This window comes from Psychrobacter sp. HII-4 (assembly GCF_904846595.1).
Lineage (GTDB): Bacteria > Pseudomonadota > Gammaproteobacteria > Pseudomonadales > Moraxellaceae > Psychrobacter > Psychrobacter celer.
Genome location: NZ_CAJHBJ010000010.1, coordinates 67,784 through 90,242, shown reverse-complemented (window position 1 = coordinate 90,242; position 22,459 = coordinate 67,784). Strand labels below are relative to the sequence as shown.

The window sequence follows — 22,459 nt, the reverse complement described above, 5'->3', positions numbered from 1 at the left end:
CGAATTAGTACAAGACAATCGGGGCCACTGGTATGCTTGTGTCACCGTCAAAGAGTTTCCAAAGATTAAGTGTGGTACTGGCCAAGTCGGTATTGATCTAGGCTGTAAGGATTCAGCGGTCAGTAGTAATGGCGATGTTCTAACCACTAAGCTAACCCATCAATATGCTGAAAAACTGGCCATTGCCCAAAGAGCCAAGAATAAAAAACGGATCCGTGCGATACACGCCAAGATTAAAAACACCCGCCAGGATTTAATTCATAAATTCACATCAAAGCTTGTTAAAGCCAACAGCCTAATCGTTGTTGGAAAGATTAAATCAACATCATTCACTTCATCCAAACTGGCCAAATCCGTCTATGATGCTGGTTGGTTTGAGATTAAGCGACAACTGGATTATAAATGCGCGAACGCAGGTTGCCACTATATCGAAGTCAATGAAGCGTACAGCACCCAAACCTGCTCGTGTTGCGGCTCCCGCCAAGACAGTCCGAAAGGTAGATCAGGGCTTGGTATAAGAGAGTGGTTTTGTCGTTCTTGTAAAACGACCCATAACAGAGATGTTAATGGAGCAAAAAACATTCTCGCGGTCGGGCTTGGCCGTCTTTAGTAGGAATCCCCTCACTTTAGGGCGGGGAGGAAGTCAACATTCATATCTAATGGTATGGTCATGACCTAGTATTATTCATTGGTCGTTATTTAGTATAAAAAGCACACTATCATCACAGCTGAGGCTGCACTTTTTTATAAACCTCGCCTATTTGTAAGGAAAATCACATGGATTATCGCTCAAAAACCTCTACCGGTGGTCGTAACATGGCAGGTGCTCGCGCACTGTGGCGTGCAACTGGCATGACTGATGGCGACTTTGGCAAGCCAATCATTGCCATTGCCAACTCATTTACTCAGTTTGTACCCGGTCACGTACACCTAAAGGATTTGGGTCAGATGGTTGCACGTGAGATCGAAAAAGCGGGCGGCGTGGCAAAGGAGTTTAATACCATTGCGGTCGACGATGGTATCGCCATGGGCCATAGCGGCATGCTGTACTCATTACCCAGCCGCGATCTGATCGCCGACTCAGTGGAATACATGGTCAATGCCCACTGCGCCGATGCCTTGGTATGTATCTCTAACTGTGACAAAATCACCCCAGGCATGTTGATGGCCGCGATGCGTCTTAATATTCCTGTGGTGTTTGTCTCTGGTGGGCCTATGGAGGCTGGTAAAGTCATAGCCAGTACTGTGGCTCATAGTCATAACAATGATGGCGGCAGCGATGTCCATACCACTGATAATAAAGGCAACGCCATTCGCAAGCTCGACTTGGTCGATGCCATGATGGATGCCGCTGATGACCGCATCAGTGACGAAGACGTTTTGGCTATCGAAAGCTCTGCCTGCCCGACTTGCGGCTCGTGCTCTGGTATGTTTACTGCCAACTCCATGAACTGCTTGACCGAAGCACTGGGGCTATCATTGCCCGGTAATGGCTCACTGCTTGCAACCCATGCGCTGCGCCGCGAGCTGTTTTTAGAAGCGGGCCGCACGATTGTCTCATTGGCCAAACGCCGCTATGAGCAAGACGACGAGTCTGTCTTGCCGCGCTCTATCGCCACCAAAGCTGCGTTTGAAAACGCCATGAGCCTCGATATCGCCATGGGCGGCTCGACCAACACCATTTTGCATTTACTGGCGGCCGCCAACGAAGCAGAGGTGGATTTTAAAATGGCGGACATCGATCGCCTAAGCCGCGGTGTGCCTTGCCTATCTAAAGTCGCGCCTGCCTCACAAAAGTACCATATGGAAGACGTCCACCGTGCAGGCGGCGTGATGGCATTACTCGCCGAGCTTGATCGAGCAGGCCTATTGACCACCGACATACCGACCATCCATAGTGCCACGATGAAAGAAGCCATCGACAAATGGGACATTATGAACCCTGACAACACCGAAGCACGGGCGCTATATGTTGCAGCACCGGGCGGTGTACGTACCACTCAAGCGTTTTCGCAGGCAAAGGAGTGGCCAAACCTCGATGTCAATCGCGAGTCAGGCTGTATCCGTAGTGTCAAACACGCTTACTCAACAGATGGTGGCCTTGCCGTGCTTTATGGCAATATCGCTGAGCGTGGCTGTGTGGTCAAAACCGCAGGCGTTGATGAAAGTATTTTAACCTTTACAGGTCGCGCACGTATTTTTGAGTCGCAAGACACAGCCGTCGCCGCCATATTGGCAGATGAGATCGTCGCAGGTGATGTGGTCATCATTCGCTATGAAGGACCAAAAGGTGGCCCTGGTATGCAGGAGATGCTATACCCTACTACGTATCTTAAGTCTAAAGGCTTGGGCAAAGAATGTGCGCTGCTAACTGACGGCCGCTTCTCTGGTGGTACCTCTGGCCTCTCTATTGGTCACGCCAGCCCAGAGGCAGCAGAGGGCGGTGCGATTGGTTTGGTTATGGAGGGCGACACCATTCATATCGATATCCCAAATCGCACCATCAACATGCAAGTCAGTGATGCCGAGCTGGCGGCGCGCCGCGAAGAAATGCAAGCGCGTGGCCGTGATGCGTGGAAGCCTGTCAGCCGTGAGCGCTATGTGACACCAGCCTTACGCGCTTATGCTGCCATGACCACCAGTGCAGATACGGGGGCGATACGCGACGTGAGTCAAGTTGAACGCTAACGACATCCCTACTCTCTAAAACCTCAAGCTGTTGAGAAAAGCCTGCATCGTGCAGGCTTTTTTTTCACAAAAAAACAACGCAGCACGCGTTTTTATAACGATTTTTTTGCGGTAATAATATATTTTTGCCGTCATGATAAGACTGACTCAGAGCAGCCGCGCTGACGACTTCGAACAAACTATCAGTCAGATAACTTAGGTGACAGATAACTGAGGTGAGTTGGTTATCGACTAGGCCGTCATACATTAAATATTTTTAAATAGTTGTCGATACAAACTTTTATAACATATTTTTATAACATAGTCGCGTGCACCCCTTTATGATTGAAAACTATAACGTCTTCTTATTGGTCTGCGGTATCGCCTTTTTGTTTGGGGCGCTGTTTCCTATCGTGTTTAAGCACACCCCGATATCATTGCCCATGCTGCAAGTAAGCTTTGGATTGCTCATGGGTTATTGGTGGACGACGTTATCGTTTTTGGATCCCATTGACAATGGCCTTATCATCGAAAAACTCACAGAAATCGTGGTCTTGGTATCACTGGTTGGCGCGGGTATCAAGATTGATACCGAGCTTTCTTGGCGGCTGTGGCGACCGACGATTAGGCTGCTGCTCATCACCATGCCGATTGGTATTTTTACCATGGCAGCTTTGGGCTACTATGCTTTTGGCTTGAGTATGGGGGCGGCGATTTTGTTGGGTGCGGTGTTGGCACCGACCGATCCTGTCTTAGCGTCTAGCATTCAGGTCGGCCCACCAAACACTGGCGGCGAGGACACGACGCGCTTTACCTTGACCTCAGAATCAGGGTTAAATGACGGATTGGCGTTTCCATTTGTTTATTTGGCCATCAAGGTGGCAGAAGCGTTGAGCGCAGGTCAGCGTTTCGATGGCGAGATGCTCTGGTCATGGTTTACCCATGATGTTTTGTGGAAGATAGGCGCAGGATTGGTGGTGGGTATCGTCGTTGGCAAAGCCATGGCCAAGCTTGTGTTTTCTAAATACAGTCAAGAAACGCCCATCTCGCAAGGCTATGTAGTGATCGCTCTGACGCTGGTCGCTTATGGACTGGCCGAGTATGTAGAGAGCTATGGCTTTATCGCTGTGTTTGTCGCAGCCTTTGCCTTTCGCCGCTCAGAGCACCAGCATGATTACCATCAAAAACTCCATGATTTCGCTGAGCAGTCAGAGGGTTTACTCATGTCGCTAGTACTGGTGGTGTTTGGGATGCTGCTTGGTCAAGCCTTACAGTCAGGCATCGAGCTGACATGGCGGGTCTACATCGTCAGCTTTGTGTTTTTACTTCTGATACGTCCTATCGGCGGGTTTATCGCCTTATCGGGGCTAGGCCTGCCTCATTCCGAAAAATACGTAATCTCGGCTTTGGGTATTCGCGGTATCGGCACCTTGTATTACTTATCCTATGCGCTCAACCACGGCTACTTTGCAGACGATGATGCGCTCAAGTTATGGGTGGTCTGCTCTATTGTAATTTTTATATCTATCTTTATGCATGGCTTGAGTGCACCAAAGCTGCTCAAAATACCACCCAATAAGCCGCCTTCGACATAAGCATTATCGAACATGTTAGCAATTTATACACTAGCTACGTGCGGCTAAAGCGCTATCAACGCGAGTACTGCTTCGGTCAAAGCAAACTGACGAACGTCATTGAGCATCGTAGTATCGAAGTTATGAATAAAAGCAAACGACAATTGCCGCGATGGATCACACCACGCCACTGAGCCGTTGTAGCCCATGTGACCAAAACCTGCTGCAGTATCAGCACAGACACTAAACAGACGATGATAACCCAAGCGCCAATGCATAGGCGCTGGCATGACTGCGTCTAACCCTGTGACTTGGGGCGTGGATAACTGCTCAAAAGTAGCGCGATCGATTAGCGTCTGACCTTGCCATACCCCGCCATTGGCAAGCATGGCATATATCGTCGCCAGCGCCTGAGCCGACGCGACCCCATTAGCGGCAGGGATGACGGCTTGTAGCGTTTGTCGTTGATAGTAATTAATAGGCTGCTTGCCGGCTGGGATAAGCGCTGATTTGTAGTTTTTTAGATTGAGGTGGCTGGTATCAAAATACAGACGACTGATACCTGCAGTGGTTAATGCCGGCTGGCGGTGATGTCCTTTATCCGTCCCAGAAGCAGCTACAGAGCGCTGCATCTGCAAGGCTTGCTGCTGCCAACACGCCGCGCTTGGTAAATGATTGTAGACAGATAAGGTATTTGCTGAGTCTGGTCTTAATGTGGGTTTTTGTCGTTTTTGCCGCAGCTTAGGGGTTGCCGTCTTGTCTGTATCAAAGTCTTTGGCCAACTTGGCGACAAGGTCGACTTTATCATCTGGCACCCCAAAATAGCAGCTATCAGCAATCCCTAATGGCGTCGTCAAATAATGGCTTAGCGCCTGCGCAAGCGGCATCTTGGTGACGATTTCTACCAAGCCGCCCAGCACCCAGCCGTAGATTAGCGCACTATAAGCTGAGTCGTAAGCGTCGGCTTGGTCAGGTTGAGTCATGGTCATGTCGGCAACTTTTTTGCGCATATACGACCAGTCTAGTACCGCCTCGCTATCTGCCTCAATACTGGTAATTGCAAAGAGATCAGCTTGGTGCGACATCACCTGCCGCAGCGTAACATGCGCTTTGCCATTAGCCGCAAATGCCGGCCAATACTGGGCAATGGGGACGTCATAAGCGAGTAGCTGTTTGGAGACCAATACATGAACCAGAGCCGCGAGCACCCCTTTGCCCGTCGAAAAGTTAATCGCTAGAGTTTGCGGTTGCCATGCCATCTCTGGACGCGCCAAGCCCACATTGGCACGAGCGATACACTCGCCCGCCTGATAGACTACTAGCGCCCCACCAGCTGGCGCATCATCAAGCTGCAATTTTGTCAGCAATTGCTGTAAGCGCTGCTGCAGGGTGGTATTTATTTGAGCGTCACCGCGTTCGTTGGGTTTGTTCATTGTCTCAGTCATGGCAGCCTTACTCTATTGTCATAAAAAGGCCACCGTCTGGTCGCCTTTTGTTCTATTAACAGATTACTTTAGGGTATGTCTTATTAGCGCGGGACCAACAAACGATTATACACCTCATCTTCTAGCTTGCTCAGACCGTGACTACGTCCCCGTGCCATGGCTGTATCCATTTTGCGGCCGCGCAGCCAGCCGGCGCGCAGTGCCGTCACCGCGCCCACTCTATTACCAGAGCCACAGTGTAGGGCTACCTTTTTGCCGTGATATTGGCGCAGAATATTATCAAACGCCAATACTTTTAGCTGCTTTAAATCAGCAGCGCCGCTGATAGGCAGCTGCTCATAATACATGCCTGCGCGCTTGACGGCGGCAGCTTCATCGAAGCTCAGCTCGTCATCAGGCTGCAAGTTGATGACCAGCTCGACGCCAGCCTTTGCCAATGCGTCAACTTTTTGTTCATCCAGAGCGCCGCATACGATGGTATTGGCATCAGGGCGAAAATAAGGCTCAAAGATGGTCGAAAGCTCGATGCCATTGTCCACATTGTCCGCATCAGCTGTGGCGCTGTCGTCTGCCGCAGCATCATTGGCAGCAGCGGTATTAGGCGCCGCGACATCATTGATTTGGTCTGAATTTGGGGTTGTTGCTGTAGTATGTGAGGTCATAATAATAAAAAGATTCGTTAGTCTGTCTACGTAGGATATATATAAAGACAAACGCGCTTTAGTGCTTAAACGCGTTTGATCCGTTCGCCATCACTTTCGATAGCAGTTACGCGAGAGCCCCAGCTGTATTTACTTAGCGGTCTTGAGCGTTACCAAACCCGCTAGATGAGGCTTGTCGTTTTTGGCGCTAAATAGACCAAACTCACAACTATCATCCGTGTTTTGTAGCTGTGATACCGGCTCGGCAATCAGCTCTACTTCAGCAGGCAAAAAGATAGGGAGTTTAAAGGACACATCGACAGTACAGGCATCAGGCAGCTCATCCATCAGCGCGAGGCATTTGGCTTTCGACCACATACCATGAGCGATCGCTTTTGGAAAACCAAAGGCCCGTGCCGATAGTGGATGCAAGTGAATGAGGTTAAAATCCCCTGAAACAAACGCATAACGACGGCCAATATCTTCTGGTACTTCAAAAACACTGTGGGTCCCATTGTCATCGATAGTCGGTTTTACGGTAACTGGTCGCGGTTTGCTTTTTTTGTCTTTACTGCTGCTGGGTTTTTTGCCACGTGATAGATAGGTTGATGTCCCCTCCCACACCACCTCGTCTTTTGATTTGACTGTCGTGACAAAATCAAACTGTTGACCTTGGGCATGGTCGCGCAGATTATCAAAAGTCACAGACATCGCCACTGTTTCACGCTCACCGATAGGACGATACTGCGTCACACTGTTGTCTACGTGTACGAGACCGAGCATCGCAAAGGGAAACGGCTCTTTGACCATCATGTTCATTTGCAGCGTCTGCGACAACACAGAAAAATAAGTAATAGGCACTTTGCCATTATCTGCAAAACCACAAATCTTACGATAATCGTCTAAATTTTCTTGATCAATATGGAGGTCATCGACGTAGTAAGTCGCTTGTGGTAACTGATCTTTACTGACTTTGCCACTGTTGCCGATAGGCAATAAACTTTTGACGATATTGGCATAAGTTGTATGCGCTTTTGGCAACGCATCATAGTGTTTGTCTGACATAAATAAATCCTAAGTAGGGCTGGAGCAAACCTTTTGGGGCATTGTTATCATGAATTCTACGTTTTTATCATAAAAAAGCCACCCTTGGGCAGCTTTATTACAATTTATCAGCAATTTTTTCGTAAGCATATGTTAGGCAATCAAGAAAAAACCTCACATTACGATGTAAGCACCGCTTTATTCTTTAGCGACACTTACCTTACTTACTTTTGCCACAGCTTAGCTATGCACGGATAATTGCTTGTACTAAGCACCCAGTAAGCTTTGACCACAAACGCGAACGATGTTGCCATTTAGGCCACCCGATGCAGGAGAGGCAAACCAAGCGATGGTCTCGGCCACGTCTACTGGCAGACCGCCTTGGCTCATGGAGTTCATGCGGCGACCTGCCTCACGAATAGCAAAAGGGATGGCCTCTGTCATTTGCGTCTCGATAAAGCCTGGTGCCACAGCGTTGATGGTCATACCCTTGGCATTGTCTTGTAACTGTTTGGCGGTAGCATTGACCAGTCCGATGACGCCTGCTTTAGAAGTGGCATAGTTGGTTTGTCCCATGTTGCCTGCGATGCCTGAGATAGATGACACACATACGATACGTGCGTTGTCTTTTAATACATCGTTTTCTAATAGATAGCGATTGAGTCGTGCGATGCTAGCTAGGTTGATATCGATGACCATATCCCACTTTTTTTCATCCATTTTTGCCAACGTCTTATCGCGCGTGACCCCAGCATTGTGAACGATTGAATCAAGCCCACCGCGCTTTTGTGCCGCCTCTGCAATTTGCTTGCCTGCATCCTCGCTGGTGATATCGACTGTCAGCACAGAGCCGCTGATTTCGCTTGCGACTTTTTGTAGATCTGCCTGCTGCTGAGGTACATCTAGGCAGATAACGTGAGCGCCTTCGCGAGCCAATACGCGCGCGATTGCTTCACCGATACCGCGGCTGGCACCTGTCACCAGCATGGTTTTGCCACCTAAAGGCTGTGTCCAGTCGACATCCACAGTGTCGCCTTTACTGACACGTACCACTTGGCCTGACACATACGCTGAGCGCGCTGAGGTAAAGAAACGCAGCGTTGAATCAAGATTTTGCTCAGCACCTTCTTCGACGTAGATCAACTGGGCGGTGATACCGCGCTTAAACTCTTTACCAACAGACTTCACAAAACCCTCAAGCGCACGCTGCGCCAAGGCAGCTTCGATGTCTGTGAGGTTTTCTGGCGTACGGCCAATGATGATGACACGGCCTGATTTTTCGACACGGCGCGCCACTGTATGAAAAAATGCGTATACCGCTTTTAGCTGATCGGCGTTACTGATATTACTGGCATCAAATAGCAATACTTTAAACTTATCATCGCCGCCCGTATTGGCTTTTGCGTCTACACCAGCATCAGCCAGCGCATCTTTGATATCGTCGCTACTATTGACGTACACCTCTGCATGGACCTCTGATAAGATGCGGGCCACTGCAGCGCTTACGCTTTTGTCGTCGCCATCAGCGCGACCAACCAACACACTGCCACGTACCAAAGGCTCACCGCTCTCAAAACGATCTAACGTCACTGGCAGTGGTAAACCTAAATTTTTGGCCACTTTTTTACCAATAGACGACTGAACAAAATCACCATAACGGTCTGACATAATATAATCCCTATTATAAATGGTTAAAATAATTAAAAATGCAATACGCCTATTATATAGACTCACCGGACGCATCGTTATTGATATTTAGTAAATGCATTAAAATCTGGCTTAACTATACACTTCCGCTATAAACAAGTCCAAAAACTGACAAAGTCTACAACAATCTGTAAACAAGCCAGTATACAAGATGGCAACTTTTTTTCGCGTCACCGTGCCTGATACTGTGTTAAAATCAGACCCATAAGTTATGGCAAATGCAATTATCGATAACAATATATTATCAAATGCATTATTATGCAATGGTAATAATCGAGACGCCTGAGTTTACAAAAATAGTCTGGGTTTTCAAGCCGCTCTTTTGCTTTTAAAACCCTGACCAAGCGACGAAAAATAAGCGTCACATCGTTTGCCAAAGACATACATTACGCTGGTAAAAACGTCTTATCATAGATGACCATAGTAAGTAATAAATAATGGCCAGCAGCCACCTTTTTTCTTTTGTACCCATACTCTTTAAGGATAATATTATGAGTAATAAAAACAGTCAGCCTGATAGTCCAGTCGTTGAAAGCACTGTCGTAAAGTCTACCGATAGCAGCAGCAATAACAGCAAAAAAGACACAGCCGCCAAAAAAGACACTACAACCAAAGGCACTGCCGCTGCCGTCGGCAAAACAGCAGCTGCTACCCAATCAAAAAAGGCCAAACCAGCCTCAAACCTAAACCGCGTTGCAATCTTGGGCGGCAACCGTATTCCCTTTGCCCGCTCAAACGGCACTTATGCTGACGTCAGCAATACGGACATGCTAACCGCTGCATTAGATGGTTTGGTCGAGCGTTATAATCTACAAGACGAAATCATCGGAGAGGTCGTCTCTGGTGCAGTCATGAAGCTGAGCCGCGACATCAACTTAACGCGTGAGGCGACGCTAAACACAGCCCTAAACCCTCATACGCCAACATATGACGTCTCACAAGCCTGTGGTACTGGCTTACAAGCGACCTTTGCCTCTGCCAACAAAATCGCTCTTGGTTTGATTGACTCAGCCATCACAGGCGGTGTCGATACCACCTCTGATGCGCCTATCGCTATCGGTGATGGTCTGCGCAAAGTCCTTATCAAACTTGGTGCGGCAAAAGACAACAAGCAGCGCCTAAAAGCACTAATGGGGCTAAACCCTAAAGATTTGATCGACACCCCACAAAACGGTGAGCCGCGTACCGGCCTATCAATGGGTGAGCACCAAGCCATCACCACGCTTGAGTGGAATATCAGCCGTGAAGATCAAGACGAGCTGGCGTTTAACAGCCACAAAAACCTAGCACGTGCTTATGACGAAGGCTTCTTTGACGACCTTATCACGCCATATAAAGGCTTGACTCGTGACAACAACTTGCGCCCTGACACCACGCTCGAAAAGTTGGGCAAGCTAAAGCCAGTATTTGGTAAAAAGAACGCCAACCCAACCATGACAGCGGCCAACTCTACCCCCCTCACTGATGGCGCCTCTTGTGTCCTACTCGGTACGGATGAGTGGGCAAAAGAACACGGCCTCAAGCCATTGGCGTACATCGCGCACCAAGAAACAGCGGCTGTTGATTTCATCGGCAAGTCAGGTACTACTGAAGGCTTGCTAATGGCACCTGCCTATGCGGTACCGCGTATGCTTGAGCGTGCTGGCCTAACGCTGCAAGACTTCGACTTTTATGAAATCCACGAAGCGTTTGCGTCACAAGTGCTCTCAACGCTTGCAGCATGGGAAGATGAGACATTCTGTCAAGAACGTCTAGGTCTTGATGCGCCACTTGGCTCCATCGATCGTAGCAAGCTAAACGTAAATGGCTCATCATTGGCAGCAGGCCATCCATTTGCAGCGACAGGCGGCCGTATCCTAGCCACTGCAGCTAAGCTACTGGATCAAAAAGGCTCAGGCCGCGCCCTGATCTCTATCTGTGCAGCAGGTGGCCAAGGCGTCACGTGTATCCTAGAAAAATAATATCGCCATTGTCTGTTTAGCAGACAGATAGCTTCGGTTGTCTAAAACACCCATTAATCACGCGATTAATGGGTGTTTTTTTGTGCTTACAATCGGCCAATAAAACCAATGACCGCTGCCTTATCAAAGACCACTTCACACAATAATCAAACGCACCTACCGCCTAGTCCCACTGCCAGATGTGCTAAAGTAAAGGCCACAACAAACAAAATCATAATAATATTTGGCAGGAGCTTTTTATGAGTAAAATTCCTTCGGCGATTGACCCAAAACTCTTAACCATACAAGAGCGTCAAAATCTTAGCCCACCCGAGCAAAACAGCTTTATCAGTCGGATGAACAAGGAAGTGTTTGATGATGAGCTGCGCCGCAAAATGCACGAAGACCTTATCGACACCTATGATGAAGAGCTAGAAAACGAAATAGATGATTATGTGCGTGATTTTCGTTTTGATGGGCGGGAGATGAGCGAGCAAGGAAGGCTGGATCGCCGACTGTACTTTCAGGAGCTGGTGCGCCTGCAGCGCGAGCTTATCAAGCTACAAGACTGGGTGGTTGATCGCGGCGAGCGTATCGTTGTGATATTTGAAGGACGCGACTCGGCGGGCAAAGGCGGCGCGATCAAGCGCATCACCCAGCGCCTAAACCCACGGGTATGCCGCGTCGCTGCTCTGCCCGCACCGACAGAGCGTGAGCAGTCGCAGTGGTACTTTCAGCGTTATGTCGCTCACTTGCCAGCGGCTGGCGAGATCGTCTTGTTTGATCGCAGCTGGTACAACCGCGTCGGGGTTGAGCGCGTCATGGGGTTTTGTACCGATGCTCAGTATGAGGAGTTTTTTCAGTCGGTGCCTGAGTTTGAACGCATGCTCGTGCGCTCGGGTATTCGCTTGGTCAAATACTGGTTTTCGATCACCGATGACGAGCAGCATTCACGCTTTATGAGCCGTATTCATGACCCATTAAAACAGTGGAAGCTCTCCCCAATGGATTTGGAGTCGCGGCGACGCTGGGAGGACTACACCAAAGCCAAAGAAACCATGTTTGAGCGCACTCATATTCCTGAAGCGCCGTGGTGGGTGGTAGAAGGCAATAACAAAAAACGCGCGCGTCTTAATTGTATCGCCCATCTGCTCGAGCAAATCCCTTATAAAGAAGTACCGCGTGATGAGGTCGAGCTACCAGAGCGCAAACGCGATGATGAATATTACCGCGAGCCTATCCCAGATGATATGTACGTGCCGCCGCGTTATTAACGACTTACGATTATCTTGCCCTACTCTGTCTCAAACAAAAAGGCCGCGGTATCTTAAATGAGATACCGCGGCCTTTTTTATACTTTATACGCCTAGCATAGCCATAGCATGCCAGTCATCACCATAACGCGTCAGCTACATGGTATAAGTAGACTGCAAACTGTCGATTTTGCCAGCCAATAAACGCTCTACTTCGTTTTTGATTCTTTGCCCTGCGATATCGGTGCCGATTTGTACCGCAAAACCGGCTGGCCGGCCGCTTTGGCTTTTAGAGTTGATCCATACCACCTTACCATTCATCGGTAAACGCTCGCTGGAATTTGGCAACGTGATGGCAATAAACACTTCATCGCCCAACTGCTGTGGACGATCAGACGGTACAAATAACGCTCCATTGGTCACAAAAGATAAGTAGCTGGCGTATAGCGTTTCGATGTCTTCAATATGGCAGGTTAAGACCCCGCCGCGTCCTGGCATGGCCATAGTCAGCTTCCTTTAGTCATTGGATTAAATTTTTATGAGTGAGCGCTCGTTTTAAATATTGGTTTATAAACGCGCCAATTCTTGCATCAGCTTATCATAGGCAAATTTTTCTTGCACATTTTGTTGTAGCGCAACTTTGCTTTGCTGCAAGTGATGAGAAAATACTTCTATAGCACTGTCGTCAGGGGTGCTGCCATCAGCCTGATCGCTCGTAAGCGCTGTCCAATTGATGTCTTGCTGTAGTACTGCTAGACCTAAACAGACGCGGCGTATGTCGAGCAGCATCAGCTCAGAGAGCTGAATAAATTCTATAATACTAAGCTGTGATTGCCAATAGTCACTAGCCGCCACGCTACTACGTTTGCCACTGCGCAGCGCCAGCCAAGTCGTCAGCCACAAGGCACGCTTGCTATACCATGGGGCGTTGGCCAAGGCGATCGCAGCGAGCGGCGCGCCGTTAGCCAGCTGTATAAGCTGGCGAAGCCCGGTTGGGCTCACGGCTTCACGGTTGACCGTCGCCCCAAGTGCCTGCGTTACATAATCCATGGCGACTGCAGGCTCAATCGTCTGTAACGCCAACTGCTGGACGCGGCTTTTGATCGTGGGTAACAGTTGGGCTGGACTGTCGCTAATCAAAAACAAATGTACCTGCGCTTGCGGCTCCTCCAAGGTCTTGAGCAGCGCGTTGGCGGCAGCGACCGTCATTTGCTCTGCATGGTCTAACACACAGATGCGCAGGCCTTGACCGCCTTGGTAAATAAAGGGCTGTAGCGCGCGGATGTCATCTACTTTTATTTTTAAGGCGCTATTGCTTGTGGTCTTGGTGCTTTTTTTACCGGCTTTTTCTTTAGCTTCTATATTATCGATACTGACTGGCATACTGATAAGTGGCAGCGTCTGCAAGCTTGGATGTGTACCAGATCTGAGCCACTGACAGCTATCGCACGTGGCACACGCCCCTTGCGGATGGGTTGCACGCTCATGGCATAACAGCCACGCCACCAGACGCCAAACAAAAGCACGTTTGCCCATGCCTTGCATGCCTGCGGCCAGTAGAGCATGCGGCAAAGTCTGCTGCCGAGTGACGCGGTCAGTGAGCTGTGACCATAATGCCTGCTGCCATGGCAATAATGGCGCAAAGTAAATATCATCTGCAGTCTTTGATGCACCTATATTTTCCATTGTATGACCTATGGCTCCAGCTTTATAAAATGACTTGAAAGCTTAATGGTAGTTTTGCTTAGGCTATTTTAGTTAGTGGTGCTGCTCGGGCTCTGAAAGTCGGTGAATGCCATTGCATTGAGGCGATCCAAGTCCTCTTGGGTATCGACCCCAGCCGGCAGATGACACGCTGCGGTCGCGATAGCAATATGGCCGCCGTTTTCTAGTACGCGTAGTTGTTCCAGACTCTCTAAGGTCTCAAGCGGGGTCTGTGGCCAATGTACAAACTGCTGTAGCAAGCTCACGCGGTATGCATAAAGCCCCAAATGCCGATAAGCATTTTTGGGTGGTTGCTTGTTTGGCTCGTCTGCCAATACCACATCACGGTCACAAGGAATAGGCGCGCGGCTAAAATATAGCGCGCGCTGCAGCGCATTGGTATATTGACTGACGACCTTGACCACTGAGGGACGCAAAAAAGTTTCATAATCATCGATCGGCTCACACAAGGTGGCCATGACGCTGGCTTTATCCGCGACCAATAGATCCTTTACTTGTTCTAATAATAAAGGCGGCACCAGCGGCTCATCGCCTTGCATGTTGATGACGATATCCTGATCAGCCCAGCCTTTGATGGCTGCAACTTCCGCTAAGCGATCTGTACCCGAAGCATGCTCGCGGCTGGTCATCACCACCTCAAACCCTGCGTCCATACACACCTGAGCAATGCGCTCATCATCAGTTGCGATACACATGTCATCAGCAAAATGTGCCGCTTGCGCCTTTTCAGCGACCCACAAAATCATCGGCTTGCCATGAATACCTAATAACGGCTTGCCAGGTAGTCGAGTACTCTTAAAGCGGGCAGGAATCACAATGTGAGTTTTGGCAGCAGCCATAGACGCAGTAGCAGGGTCAATGACAGGCTCAATGTTAGACATGGTTACTTCCTTAGTAGATTTGATGTGACGTACCGTCTTATATATTTTTGATAATGGCTATCTTTGATAATGACTGTTTTTAGAGCCGCTTTATTTTTTTGTTTATTTTAGAGCCTGATGAGATTTGATATCGATATCCAGTCTCTGTAATTGCTCTGTCAATAAGTGGTAGCAATCATCAGAGAGCACTGCGGTGACTGGCAATACCCAGAGCCTACTCTCCAGCGCTTGGTAGTCATCATTTAGCGCATTATCAGCCATGGCCTTTGAGAGTAATGCTTTGATTTTTACAGCGTCTTTTGTGGTAACGACAATAGGATGCTGACGATACTGTAGCAGCTCCGCCAAAGTAAAATCATAATGATCTGGATAAGGATGAGCGATAACCTCAAAGCCTAAATCTGTGAGCGTCTCAAAAAAACGCTGCGGATAGCCGATGCCGCTGACTGCATGTACTTGACTGCCTGTCTTTGGCGCTGCCGGATGATCTTGCTGCTCACTTGTCTGTATATCGGCCTTCGCAGCGTTTTGTTTTTGGGTATTCGCCAATGCAGGTGCCCATAAAGGCTGCATGCTGTCCGCTTGCATATACATAAGCAGGCGCTGATTCGGCTGCTTTTGCTTGCTTGCGTTCTCGGCGGCTGGACTTATCTGTTGCTTGCTATGATACACAACAGTGGCACCCTTAAGCCGAGACAATGGCTCACGTAAAAACCCTGTCGGTAGTAGCTGCTTATTACCAAAACCGCGAGCGATGTCCACGACGATCCACTCTATATCACGCTGCAATGCATAATGCTGCAAGCCATCATCAGCAATGATCAGTTGCAAGTCTGGATGAGCGGCTAATAACGTGGTAATCGCTTGCTGCCGATTGGGACTGACTGCCATCGGTGCGCCTGTCATATTGACGATCAAACACGGCTCATCGCCGACCACGCTAGGGGTGCTGCTGGCATCGACCAGCGCTGGCATCTGGCTGGTATCGCCGCCATAGCCGCGACTAATCACCCCCACCTTGATACGATGTACCGCTTGTAGATAGCTCACCAACTCAATAATCAGCGGCGTCTTGCCACTACCGCCCACACTGATATTACCGATGACCATGACAGGTATGGGCGCCCGATAGCTGGCAAACACCCCCCATCGATAAGCCTGACGACGCAGCGTGATGATGAGACCATATAGCCAACTAATAGGCAACAGCAGCCATAGCCAAGCGGCTTTGCGTTGCCATGCACGCGTCACTGTCGTCTCAATACTCAAGGCTGGTTGCTCACTTATTCGTTGATTTGAAGCTTTATACGCACTGACGGCTACTCAAAATCGCGGGCATACATCTGGGCATAATGACCTTGCTTTTGCATCAGCTCATCATGGGTGCCCAGCTCTACAAGCTGACCACCATCCAAGACTGCGATACGATCGGCGGACTCAATGGTCGTCAATCGATGAGCAATGACCAATGTCGTCCGGTCTTTCATAACATTATCAAGTGCCTGCTGGATATAGTACTCTGACTCATTGTCCAGCGCGCTGGTCGCCTCATCTAGTATAAGAATCGGTGCATCTTTTAGCAGTGCCCGAGCGATAGACAAACGCTGACGCTGACCACCTGACAGCTGCAGACCTTCAGCGCCGATTTCGCTTTGATAGCCATTTGGCAGCTTCATAATAAAATCATGAGCAAACGCATCTTTGGCTGCTTTTTCTACCTCTGCTTGGCTTTTATTGGCCAAACTGCCATAAGCGATGTTATTAAAAACAGTGGTATTAAATAGCACCACCTGCTGATTGACCATCGCAATCTGCGCACGCAGACTCTCAAGCTTGATATCCTCAATCGGCCGTCCATCCAAGGTAATCTGCCCCGAGGAGGTCGGCAAGGTACGCGTCAACAAATTGACCAATGAAGACTTACCAGCGCCGCTGCGCCCTACCAAGGCTACCGTCTCCCCTGCTCGCACATCCAGCGTAAAGTCGTGCAGCGCTACGGTCGAATCGGGATACACCAAACTGATATTGTCCAGAGATATCTCCCCAGACAACGCTGGGCTGACCGTGCCGGTGTCTTTTTCTTCTGGCTCATCAAGTAGCGCAAAGATGGACTCACCCGCGGCAATGCCTTTTTGCAGTTTTTGATTGACATCGGTCAGGGATCGAACCGGCTTACTGAGCAGTCCTGCCGCGGCGATATACGAGATAAACTCACCGGCAGAGATATTATCGATCACCGATGGTCTAAGGGCCAGCCAAACCACCACCGACATCGCCATAGCCATCAGCAGCTGTACCGCTGGGGTATTGATACTGTTGGTCACGACGACCTTCATACCTTGGCGCAGGTTCTTTTTGGAGGTTTTATCAAAACGCTCGGCTTCGTAAGCTTGACCGCCGTAGTTTTTGACCACCTGATAGCCACCGATGACTTCATTGGTGATATGGCTGACATCCCCCATGGTTTCTTGGATGCCTTTTGACAACTTGAGATAACGCTTGGATGCGATGCGAATCAGCCATAATATGGGCGGCAACACCACAAACAAAATCAAGGTCAAACGCCAATTACTATAGAACAAAAATCCAATCAGACCAATCACAGTCAAACCATCTCGCAACACCGTTTTCATCGAGTCGGTACTGGCAGCGGTGACTTGCTCGACGTCAAATATCAGCTTTGAGGAGATAGTCCCTGCCGGATTGACCAAATAAAACGCACTCGGCAAACGCAGCAGCTTATTAAATACCTCCACACGCAGCTCATACACCAAGTTGCGCGACACCAATGCGGAGTAATAGTTACCCAAAAAGCTACCCACACCGCGAACGAAGAACAGACCAATAATAAGCAGTGGAAACAAATCTTGCTTACTTTGGTCATTTTGATTGATGGCATCAGTGATGTATTGCAGCAGTTTGGCAATCCAAATCTCGGTTGCCGCATTGATCGCAAACCCCACAACCGTCAGCAGCAACGCCCACCAGTACGGCTTGAGATAGCGTAGCAGCCGCAGCAATGTCTGGTATTTCGGCGTACCTGAGGGCGCAGCCGACTGTTTTTTTACAGACGGTTTTGTAGCGTTTGATGAATAAGCTTGGCTCATAAAAGCCTCAATTTGGGTGTCATAACATGAATGGACTGCATCTATACTGCGCCTTCAAGAACTGCACCTTCAAGAACTGCAGCTTCACAGAACTACAGCTTTACAGATAAATGCGGCATCGAGCACGCCATATATTATTGCGGTAACGATTGGCCAAGCGGCACAACCGTACTGATATTTAGGTTCAAAAACCCCATTTTGCCAGCGACATCCATCACACGCACGACTGATTGATGCGTGGTATTGGCATCTGCCGCGATGACAAAGAGCATCTCACGATTGCTGCCGGCTTCTTGCTGAAGCATACTGGTCAGCTCCGCTTCATTGCTGCTCGCAAGTGTGATGCCATTGACAAGGTAGCTACCATCTTCTTGCACTGCCACTTCGATGGTATTGTTCTGCTCTGTCAGCGCCACCCCTTCTGCCTCAGGGAGAATGATGTTTAAACGGCTAAAATGATTGAACGAGGTGGCCAGCAATAAAAACACGATTAGGAATAATAAACAATCAATCATCGGTGTCAGATTGATTTCAAGGGGCTCGACCGTCGGTTTTCTAAAGCGCATACCATTCTCTTTAATTGACTCAATACCACACTTGGTAGAATACTGATAACATAGAATACTGATAACCACTGACGCAGATTATGAGGTCATGGCTGCTTCAGCATTGACCTCCCCATGCATAGCAGGCGCTGAGTCTGCCGCGCCCTCTACTGCAGCAGAAGGAAACTGACGCATATCCGCCAGGTTACTATCTGCTAGCAGGTGATAGTCGTATAGCTCTTGAATCATCAAGCCCGCTTGGGTCTCAAACTGTGCATTGATATCAATGATACGGCGCTGAAAATAGCGATAGGCCACCAGTGCAGGGATGGCCACAATCATCCCTGCAGCTGTGGTTATCAGCGCTTGTGATACCCCAGCGGCTAGCATCGTCGGGTCCTGCATCGCGCCATCAGTAATCGCCAAAAACGATGAAATAATACCCAGTACAGTACCCAATAGCCCAAGCAGTGGGGCAATCGCGCCGATGGTGCCGAGCATGTTGATGTTTTTTTCTAACTGATGGATTTGCACACTGGCACGGTTTTGCATGTGCATGGTCATCGATTCTAGCCCATACTGGCGATAGAGCAGCCCTGTCGCTAGAATATCGCCTAATGGGGTTTTTTCTTTAACGTTCATCAGCTGAGTGCGGCCGATATCACCGTTTTCACGCAAGCGTGTGATTAGCTGTTCACGCAGTCTGCTTGGAACGATTTTGTTAAACTGTAAGGTATGACTACGCTCGATAATGATGACCAATGCCAAAATTGAGCACAATACAATCGGCGTCATCAACCAACCACCTGCCTTTACCAACTCCCACATATTGCTTCTCTTTTATGTTTTTTTAAATAGTTGTTATAAAGATGGCGCTTGTTAAGCCTGCGCTTCTATCTGTTTGATCAAAGCGGCCAGCTGGTCTTGACTATGAAAAAATATCTCGACACTGCCCTGCCCGTCTTTTTTGTGCTTAAGCTTTACTTCAGCGCCGAGCATATCTGTCAGGCGCTGGGTTAGACGCTCGACGTCACGTGATTGCACTTGCTCAGCACGGCTGACTTTTGGCGCAGGCTGGAGGATAGATTTTACCAGTTTCTCAGCTTCGCGTACCGTCATGCCGCCATCGATGATCTTTTGGGCGATGATCGGCTGCTGCTCAGAAGAGAGCGCCAACAGAGTACGCGCATGCCCCATATCAAGCGCATTGTTGGCCAAATGATCTTTGACCGTGTCATGCAGCTGGTTGAGACGCAGCAAGTTTGACACAGTGGTACGCGCCTTACCGACTACCTCAGCGATCATCGCATGGCTCATACCAAACTCGGTATGAAAGCGCTGCAGTGCAGCGGCTTGTTCAATCACGGATAAGTCTTCACGCTGGATATTTTCAATCAATGCTAGCGCAATCGCCAGCTCATCAGACAAAGCGCGTTCAATCGCTGGAATGACTGGCTTACCTGCCATCTTGGCCGCACGCCAGCGCCGCTCACCTGCGATGATTTCGTGCGTGACAAAATCCTCACTCTTATCCTCACTGGCCAGTAGTGGGCGAATCACGATAGGCTGCATGACGCCATGCTGCTCGATAGACGACGCCAACTCTGCCAGCGCCGTTTCACTCATATCACGGCGCGGCTGGTATTTACCCGCTTGCAGGCGTTTGACATCGATCTGCACCAAGCTGATTTGATCTTCAAGCGCACTGTTGTCTGTACCTGTGGTACGCGGTTTGGCCGCTGCCTTGTTTGTAGCCCGTGATTTTCGGCCACTGCTATCAGGCGCGCGCGTTTGGGTTTTAGCAGCATCGGTACGCTCAGAGCGAGTCGCGACACTAGGCGCTTTTGCGTTCGTGTTTGATGGCGAGGTATCTGACGTGTCGACGGGCGCAGCATCGCCACGCGCAGCCATATCGTCTTGCAAGGCAGAGGCGGTAATTTGCTTTTCTTTTTTGATTGACCCTAATAAGGCGTCTAAGCCTCGATTGGCCGCCAACCCTCTCTTTTTCGCCATGATTACCTATCCTCTAACACTAAAATAAAAGCCCATTTTTTACAAATGCGGCTTACTCATTACTTATAAATATGATAGTTACTGCTTATCTACTCTAACACTGGCCACGCCGCGTTTTTAAGCGCTTTGCTTGATCACTTCAGCGGCCAGTTTTTGGTAAGCGCGCGACCCTTTTGACCACCTCTCATACGCAATCACCGGCAGACCATGAGCAGGTGCTTCTGCCAGACGAATGTTTCTGGGGATATGGGTTTTGTACATGATATCGCCAAAATGCGCCTCAAGCTCGGCTGAGACATCGCGTGCGAGTGTGTTACGTGCATCATATAGGGTTCTTACGACGCCGCGTATATAGAGATTTGGATTGAGCTCAGTTAAACGCTCAATAGTCTGCGACAAGTCAGCCAGCCCTTCTAGCGCATAGTATTCGCATTGCATTGGAATAATCACGCCGTCAGTTGCCACCAAAGCATTGATTGTCAATAAATTCAAACTCGGCGCGCAATCGATAATCACATAATCATAAGCCGGTGTGTTGGTAGCGGCTTGCTGCTCTACCAGCGCCGCCATGGCATTTTTAAACAGCTCATGACTGTCTGTTTTGTTCATCAAAGTGATGTCCATACCTGCCAAATCTCGGTTGGCACCAATCACGTCAAACCCAGCAGGACTGGAGACAATCGCATCAGCCAGCGAGACGCCATCGAGCAGCACATCAGCGATGGTCAAGGACAGCTCGTTTTTATCGACACCTGTACCACTGGTCGCATTGCCTTGTGGGTCTAGGTCAATCAGCAGGACACGCTTGCGCTTAGCAGCCAAGCTGGCGGTCAAATTTACCGCCGTCGTGGTTTTACCCACGCCGCCTTTTTGATTGGCAATTGCTATGATTTCCATACACTCACTCAATTTTAATAGGATCTATTACGGTTATTCTCTTTTTTACTGACGCTTGCAATCACAACACCCTGCAACCTTAAGACTCATCAATATATGCTATTTGGATATCAAGGTAAACGATGTTTCACGACCGCACGGGCTCATAGCTTAGACATTTTTAGCAGACAATTCAATCAAATGACGACTATCATGTAAACGCGGCACTGTTAACTTTATGGTGTCGATACGCCAGTCATGCTCGAGCGCTTGCAGCTCTTCATCGCTTGGCGCTTTGCCCTTCATCGCGCACAATCGTCCCTCTGCGGCCAGTCTTGGCTGTGCCACGTGGACAAAATCAATCAGGCTGGCAAAAGCACGCGAGGTCACCACCTCATAACTGGCCTCGTGCGCCTCGATACGAGAAGCAATAGGCTGCATATTATGCAGGCCAAGCTCACTACTGATTTGTTTGATAAAGCGAATTTTTTTCTGATTGCTGTCCAAGGCTGTGCAAGCGCGCTCAGGCTGGCAAATCGCGATAATAACGGCTGGCAGCCCTGCCCCTGTACCGATATCTAACAGTGACCCTGACGGCAAATGCGGTATAATAGCCAAACAATCAATCACATGCTTGATCAGTGCTTCTTTGGGATCAGTGATGGCGGTGAGATTATACGCCTTATTCCACAATAGAAGCTGATCTAAGTACAATAATAGCGTGCGCTGCTGCGTCTCACTCAAAGACAAACCCAGCTCATTGATCGCTTGCGCCAACGTATCGGCCAGTGCTGGCAGCTGTATGCCAAGTTTAACAAATTCGGCCGGATCGATAGCGGCATGATTCACGCTGGTAGATGATGAGGTTTTTTTGGCAGAAGCTGACATAAGGCGCATTATCCAGTTTTGACATGTGAACCGTTTATTTTATCACGCACTCCGCGTATTGAATAGTTGCAGATTGCCCCAATGTGAGACATCTTATACTATCTGCGCAGTCTTTGAGGCGTTATTGTTCTTTAATCATAGCAAACCGCTGAG

18 protein-coding genes and 1 pseudogene are annotated in these 22,459 nt (G+C 49.1%); 5 read left to right on the top strand and 14 right to left on the bottom strand.

Features of this window, described 5'->3' with window-relative positions:
* The 3 genes and pseudogenes from JMX98_RS07160 to JMX98_RS07150 all read left to right on the top strand — a co-directional run.
* Nucleotides 1-630, top strand: a pseudogene (locus tag JMX98_RS07160) (RNA-guided endonuclease InsQ/TnpB family protein); the annotation flags it as partial.
* A gap of 147 nt (nucleotides 631-777) precedes the next feature.
* Nucleotides 778-2,688: a dihydroxy-acid dehydratase gene (gene ilvD, locus JMX98_RS07155; protein WP_201585558.1), complete on the top strand. Its 1,911-nt coding sequence runs from the start codon at nucleotides 778-780 to the stop codon at nucleotides 2,686-2,688.
* A 320-nt stretch (nucleotides 2,689-3,008) separates the two neighbouring features.
* Nucleotides 3,009-4,262 (top strand): cation:proton antiporter, encoded by a 1,254-nt coding sequence (locus JMX98_RS07150; RefSeq protein WP_201585557.1) that lies wholly within the window; start codon nucleotides 3,009-3,011, stop codon nucleotides 4,260-4,262.
* Between the two features lie 44 nt (nucleotides 4,263-4,306).
* On the opposite strand, the gene JMX98_RS07145 is transcribed toward JMX98_RS07150, so the two are convergent.
* The 4 genes from JMX98_RS07145 to JMX98_RS07130 all read right to left on the bottom strand — a co-directional run bounded on the left by JMX98_RS07145 (nucleotide 4,307) and on the right by JMX98_RS07130 (nucleotide 9,039).
* Nucleotides 4,307-5,686 (bottom strand): serine hydrolase domain-containing protein, encoded by a 1,380-nt coding sequence (locus tag JMX98_RS07145; RefSeq protein ID WP_201585555.1) that lies wholly within the window; start codon nucleotides 5,684-5,686, stop codon nucleotides 4,307-4,309.
* 83 nt (nucleotides 5,687-5,769) lie between these two features.
* Nucleotides 5,770-6,348, bottom strand: coding sequence for a beta-lactamase hydrolase domain-containing protein (locus JMX98_RS07140; RefSeq protein WP_201585554.1), 579 nt, complete (start codon nucleotides 6,346-6,348; stop codon nucleotides 5,770-5,772).
* Nucleotides 6,349-6,477: 129 nt separating this feature from the next.
* Nucleotides 6,478-7,392, bottom strand: coding sequence for a MaoC family dehydratase (locus JMX98_RS07135; RefSeq protein WP_105246173.1), 915 nt, complete (start codon nucleotides 7,390-7,392; stop codon nucleotides 6,478-6,480).
* 246 nt (nucleotides 7,393-7,638) lie between these two features.
* Nucleotides 7,639-9,039: a 3-oxoacyl-ACP reductase gene (locus JMX98_RS07130; protein WP_201585553.1), complete on the bottom strand. Its 1,401-nt coding sequence runs from the start codon at nucleotides 9,037-9,039 to the stop codon at nucleotides 7,639-7,641.
* A gap of 530 nt (nucleotides 9,040-9,569) precedes the next feature.
* On the opposite strand from JMX98_RS07130, the gene JMX98_RS07125 reads away from it, so the two are divergent.
* Both JMX98_RS07125 and ppk2 read left to right on the top strand, forming a co-directional pair.
* Nucleotides 9,570-11,039, top strand: coding sequence for an acetyl-CoA C-acetyltransferase (locus JMX98_RS07125; protein ID WP_201585552.1), 1,470 nt, complete (start codon nucleotides 9,570-9,572; stop codon nucleotides 11,037-11,039).
* Nucleotides 11,040-11,278: 239 nt separating this feature from the next.
* Complete coding sequence (gene ppk2 / locus JMX98_RS07120; protein WP_264755629.1) at nucleotides 11,279-12,292, top strand: polyphosphate kinase 2; 1,014 nt, start codon at nucleotides 11,279-11,281, stop codon at nucleotides 12,290-12,292.
* Between the two features lie 135 nt (nucleotides 12,293-12,427).
* Here the strand turns inward: ppk2 and JMX98_RS07115 are convergent, their stop codons facing one another.
* The 10 genes from JMX98_RS07115 to rsmG all read right to left on the bottom strand — a co-directional run bounded on the left by JMX98_RS07115 (nucleotide 12,428) and on the right by rsmG (nucleotide 22,306).
* Nucleotides 12,428-12,775 carry a PilZ domain-containing protein gene (locus JMX98_RS07115; RefSeq protein ID WP_192995332.1) on the bottom strand — a complete coding sequence of 116 codons (348 nt, stop codon included), beginning with the start codon at nucleotides 12,773-12,775 and terminating at the stop codon, nucleotides 12,428-12,430.
* Nucleotides 12,776-12,838: 63 nt separating this feature from the next.
* Nucleotides 12,839-13,957 carry a DNA polymerase III subunit delta' gene (locus JMX98_RS07110; RefSeq protein ID WP_201585551.1) on the bottom strand — a complete coding sequence of 373 codons (1,119 nt, stop codon included), beginning with the start codon at nucleotides 13,955-13,957 and terminating at the stop codon, nucleotides 12,839-12,841.
* 68 nt (nucleotides 13,958-14,025) lie between these two features.
* Nucleotides 14,026-14,877 (bottom strand): 3-deoxy-manno-octulosonate cytidylyltransferase, encoded by an 852-nt coding sequence (kdsB, locus tag JMX98_RS07105; protein ID WP_227680073.1) that lies wholly within the window; start codon nucleotides 14,875-14,877, stop codon nucleotides 14,026-14,028.
* A gap of 102 nt (nucleotides 14,878-14,979) precedes the next feature.
* The gene (gene lpxK / locus JMX98_RS07100; RefSeq protein ID WP_201585550.1) at nucleotides 14,980-16,146 is read right to left on the bottom strand and encodes a tetraacyldisaccharide 4'-kinase; all 1,167 of its coding nucleotides are present in this window, start codon (nucleotides 16,144-16,146) and stop codon (nucleotides 14,980-14,982) included.
* A 50-nt stretch (nucleotides 16,147-16,196) separates the two neighbouring features.
* Nucleotides 16,197-17,984, bottom strand: coding sequence for a lipid A export permease/ATP-binding protein MsbA (gene msbA / locus JMX98_RS07095; RefSeq protein WP_227680072.1), 1,788 nt, complete (start codon nucleotides 17,982-17,984; stop codon nucleotides 16,197-16,199).
* Between the two features lie 134 nt (nucleotides 17,985-18,118).
* A complete protein-coding gene (locus JMX98_RS07090; RefSeq protein ID WP_201585549.1) occupies nucleotides 18,119-18,550 on the bottom strand; it encodes an ExbD/TolR family protein in 432 nt (143 codons plus the stop codon).
* Between the two features lie 78 nt (nucleotides 18,551-18,628).
* A complete protein-coding gene (locus tag JMX98_RS07085) occupies nucleotides 18,629-19,357 on the bottom strand; it encodes a MotA/TolQ/ExbB proton channel family protein (protein WP_226941235.1) in 729 nt (242 codons plus the stop codon).
* Between the two features lie 51 nt (nucleotides 19,358-19,408).
* Nucleotides 19,409-20,542 carry a ParB/RepB/Spo0J family partition protein gene (locus tag JMX98_RS07080; RefSeq protein WP_201585548.1) on the bottom strand — a complete coding sequence of 378 codons (1,134 nt, stop codon included), beginning with the start codon at nucleotides 20,540-20,542 and terminating at the stop codon, nucleotides 19,409-19,411.
* 117 nt (nucleotides 20,543-20,659) lie between these two features.
* On the bottom strand, nucleotides 20,660-21,439 hold the full coding sequence (locus JMX98_RS07075) for a ParA family protein (protein WP_198336350.1): 780 nt from the start codon (nucleotides 21,437-21,439) through the stop codon (nucleotides 20,660-20,662).
* 150 nt (nucleotides 21,440-21,589) lie between these two features.
* On the bottom strand, nucleotides 21,590-22,306 hold the full coding sequence (rsmG, locus tag JMX98_RS07070; RefSeq protein ID WP_201585546.1) for a 16S rRNA (guanine(527)-N(7))-methyltransferase RsmG: 717 nt from the start codon (nucleotides 22,304-22,306) through the stop codon (nucleotides 21,590-21,592).
* Nucleotides 22,307-22,459 lie beyond the last annotated feature (153 nt).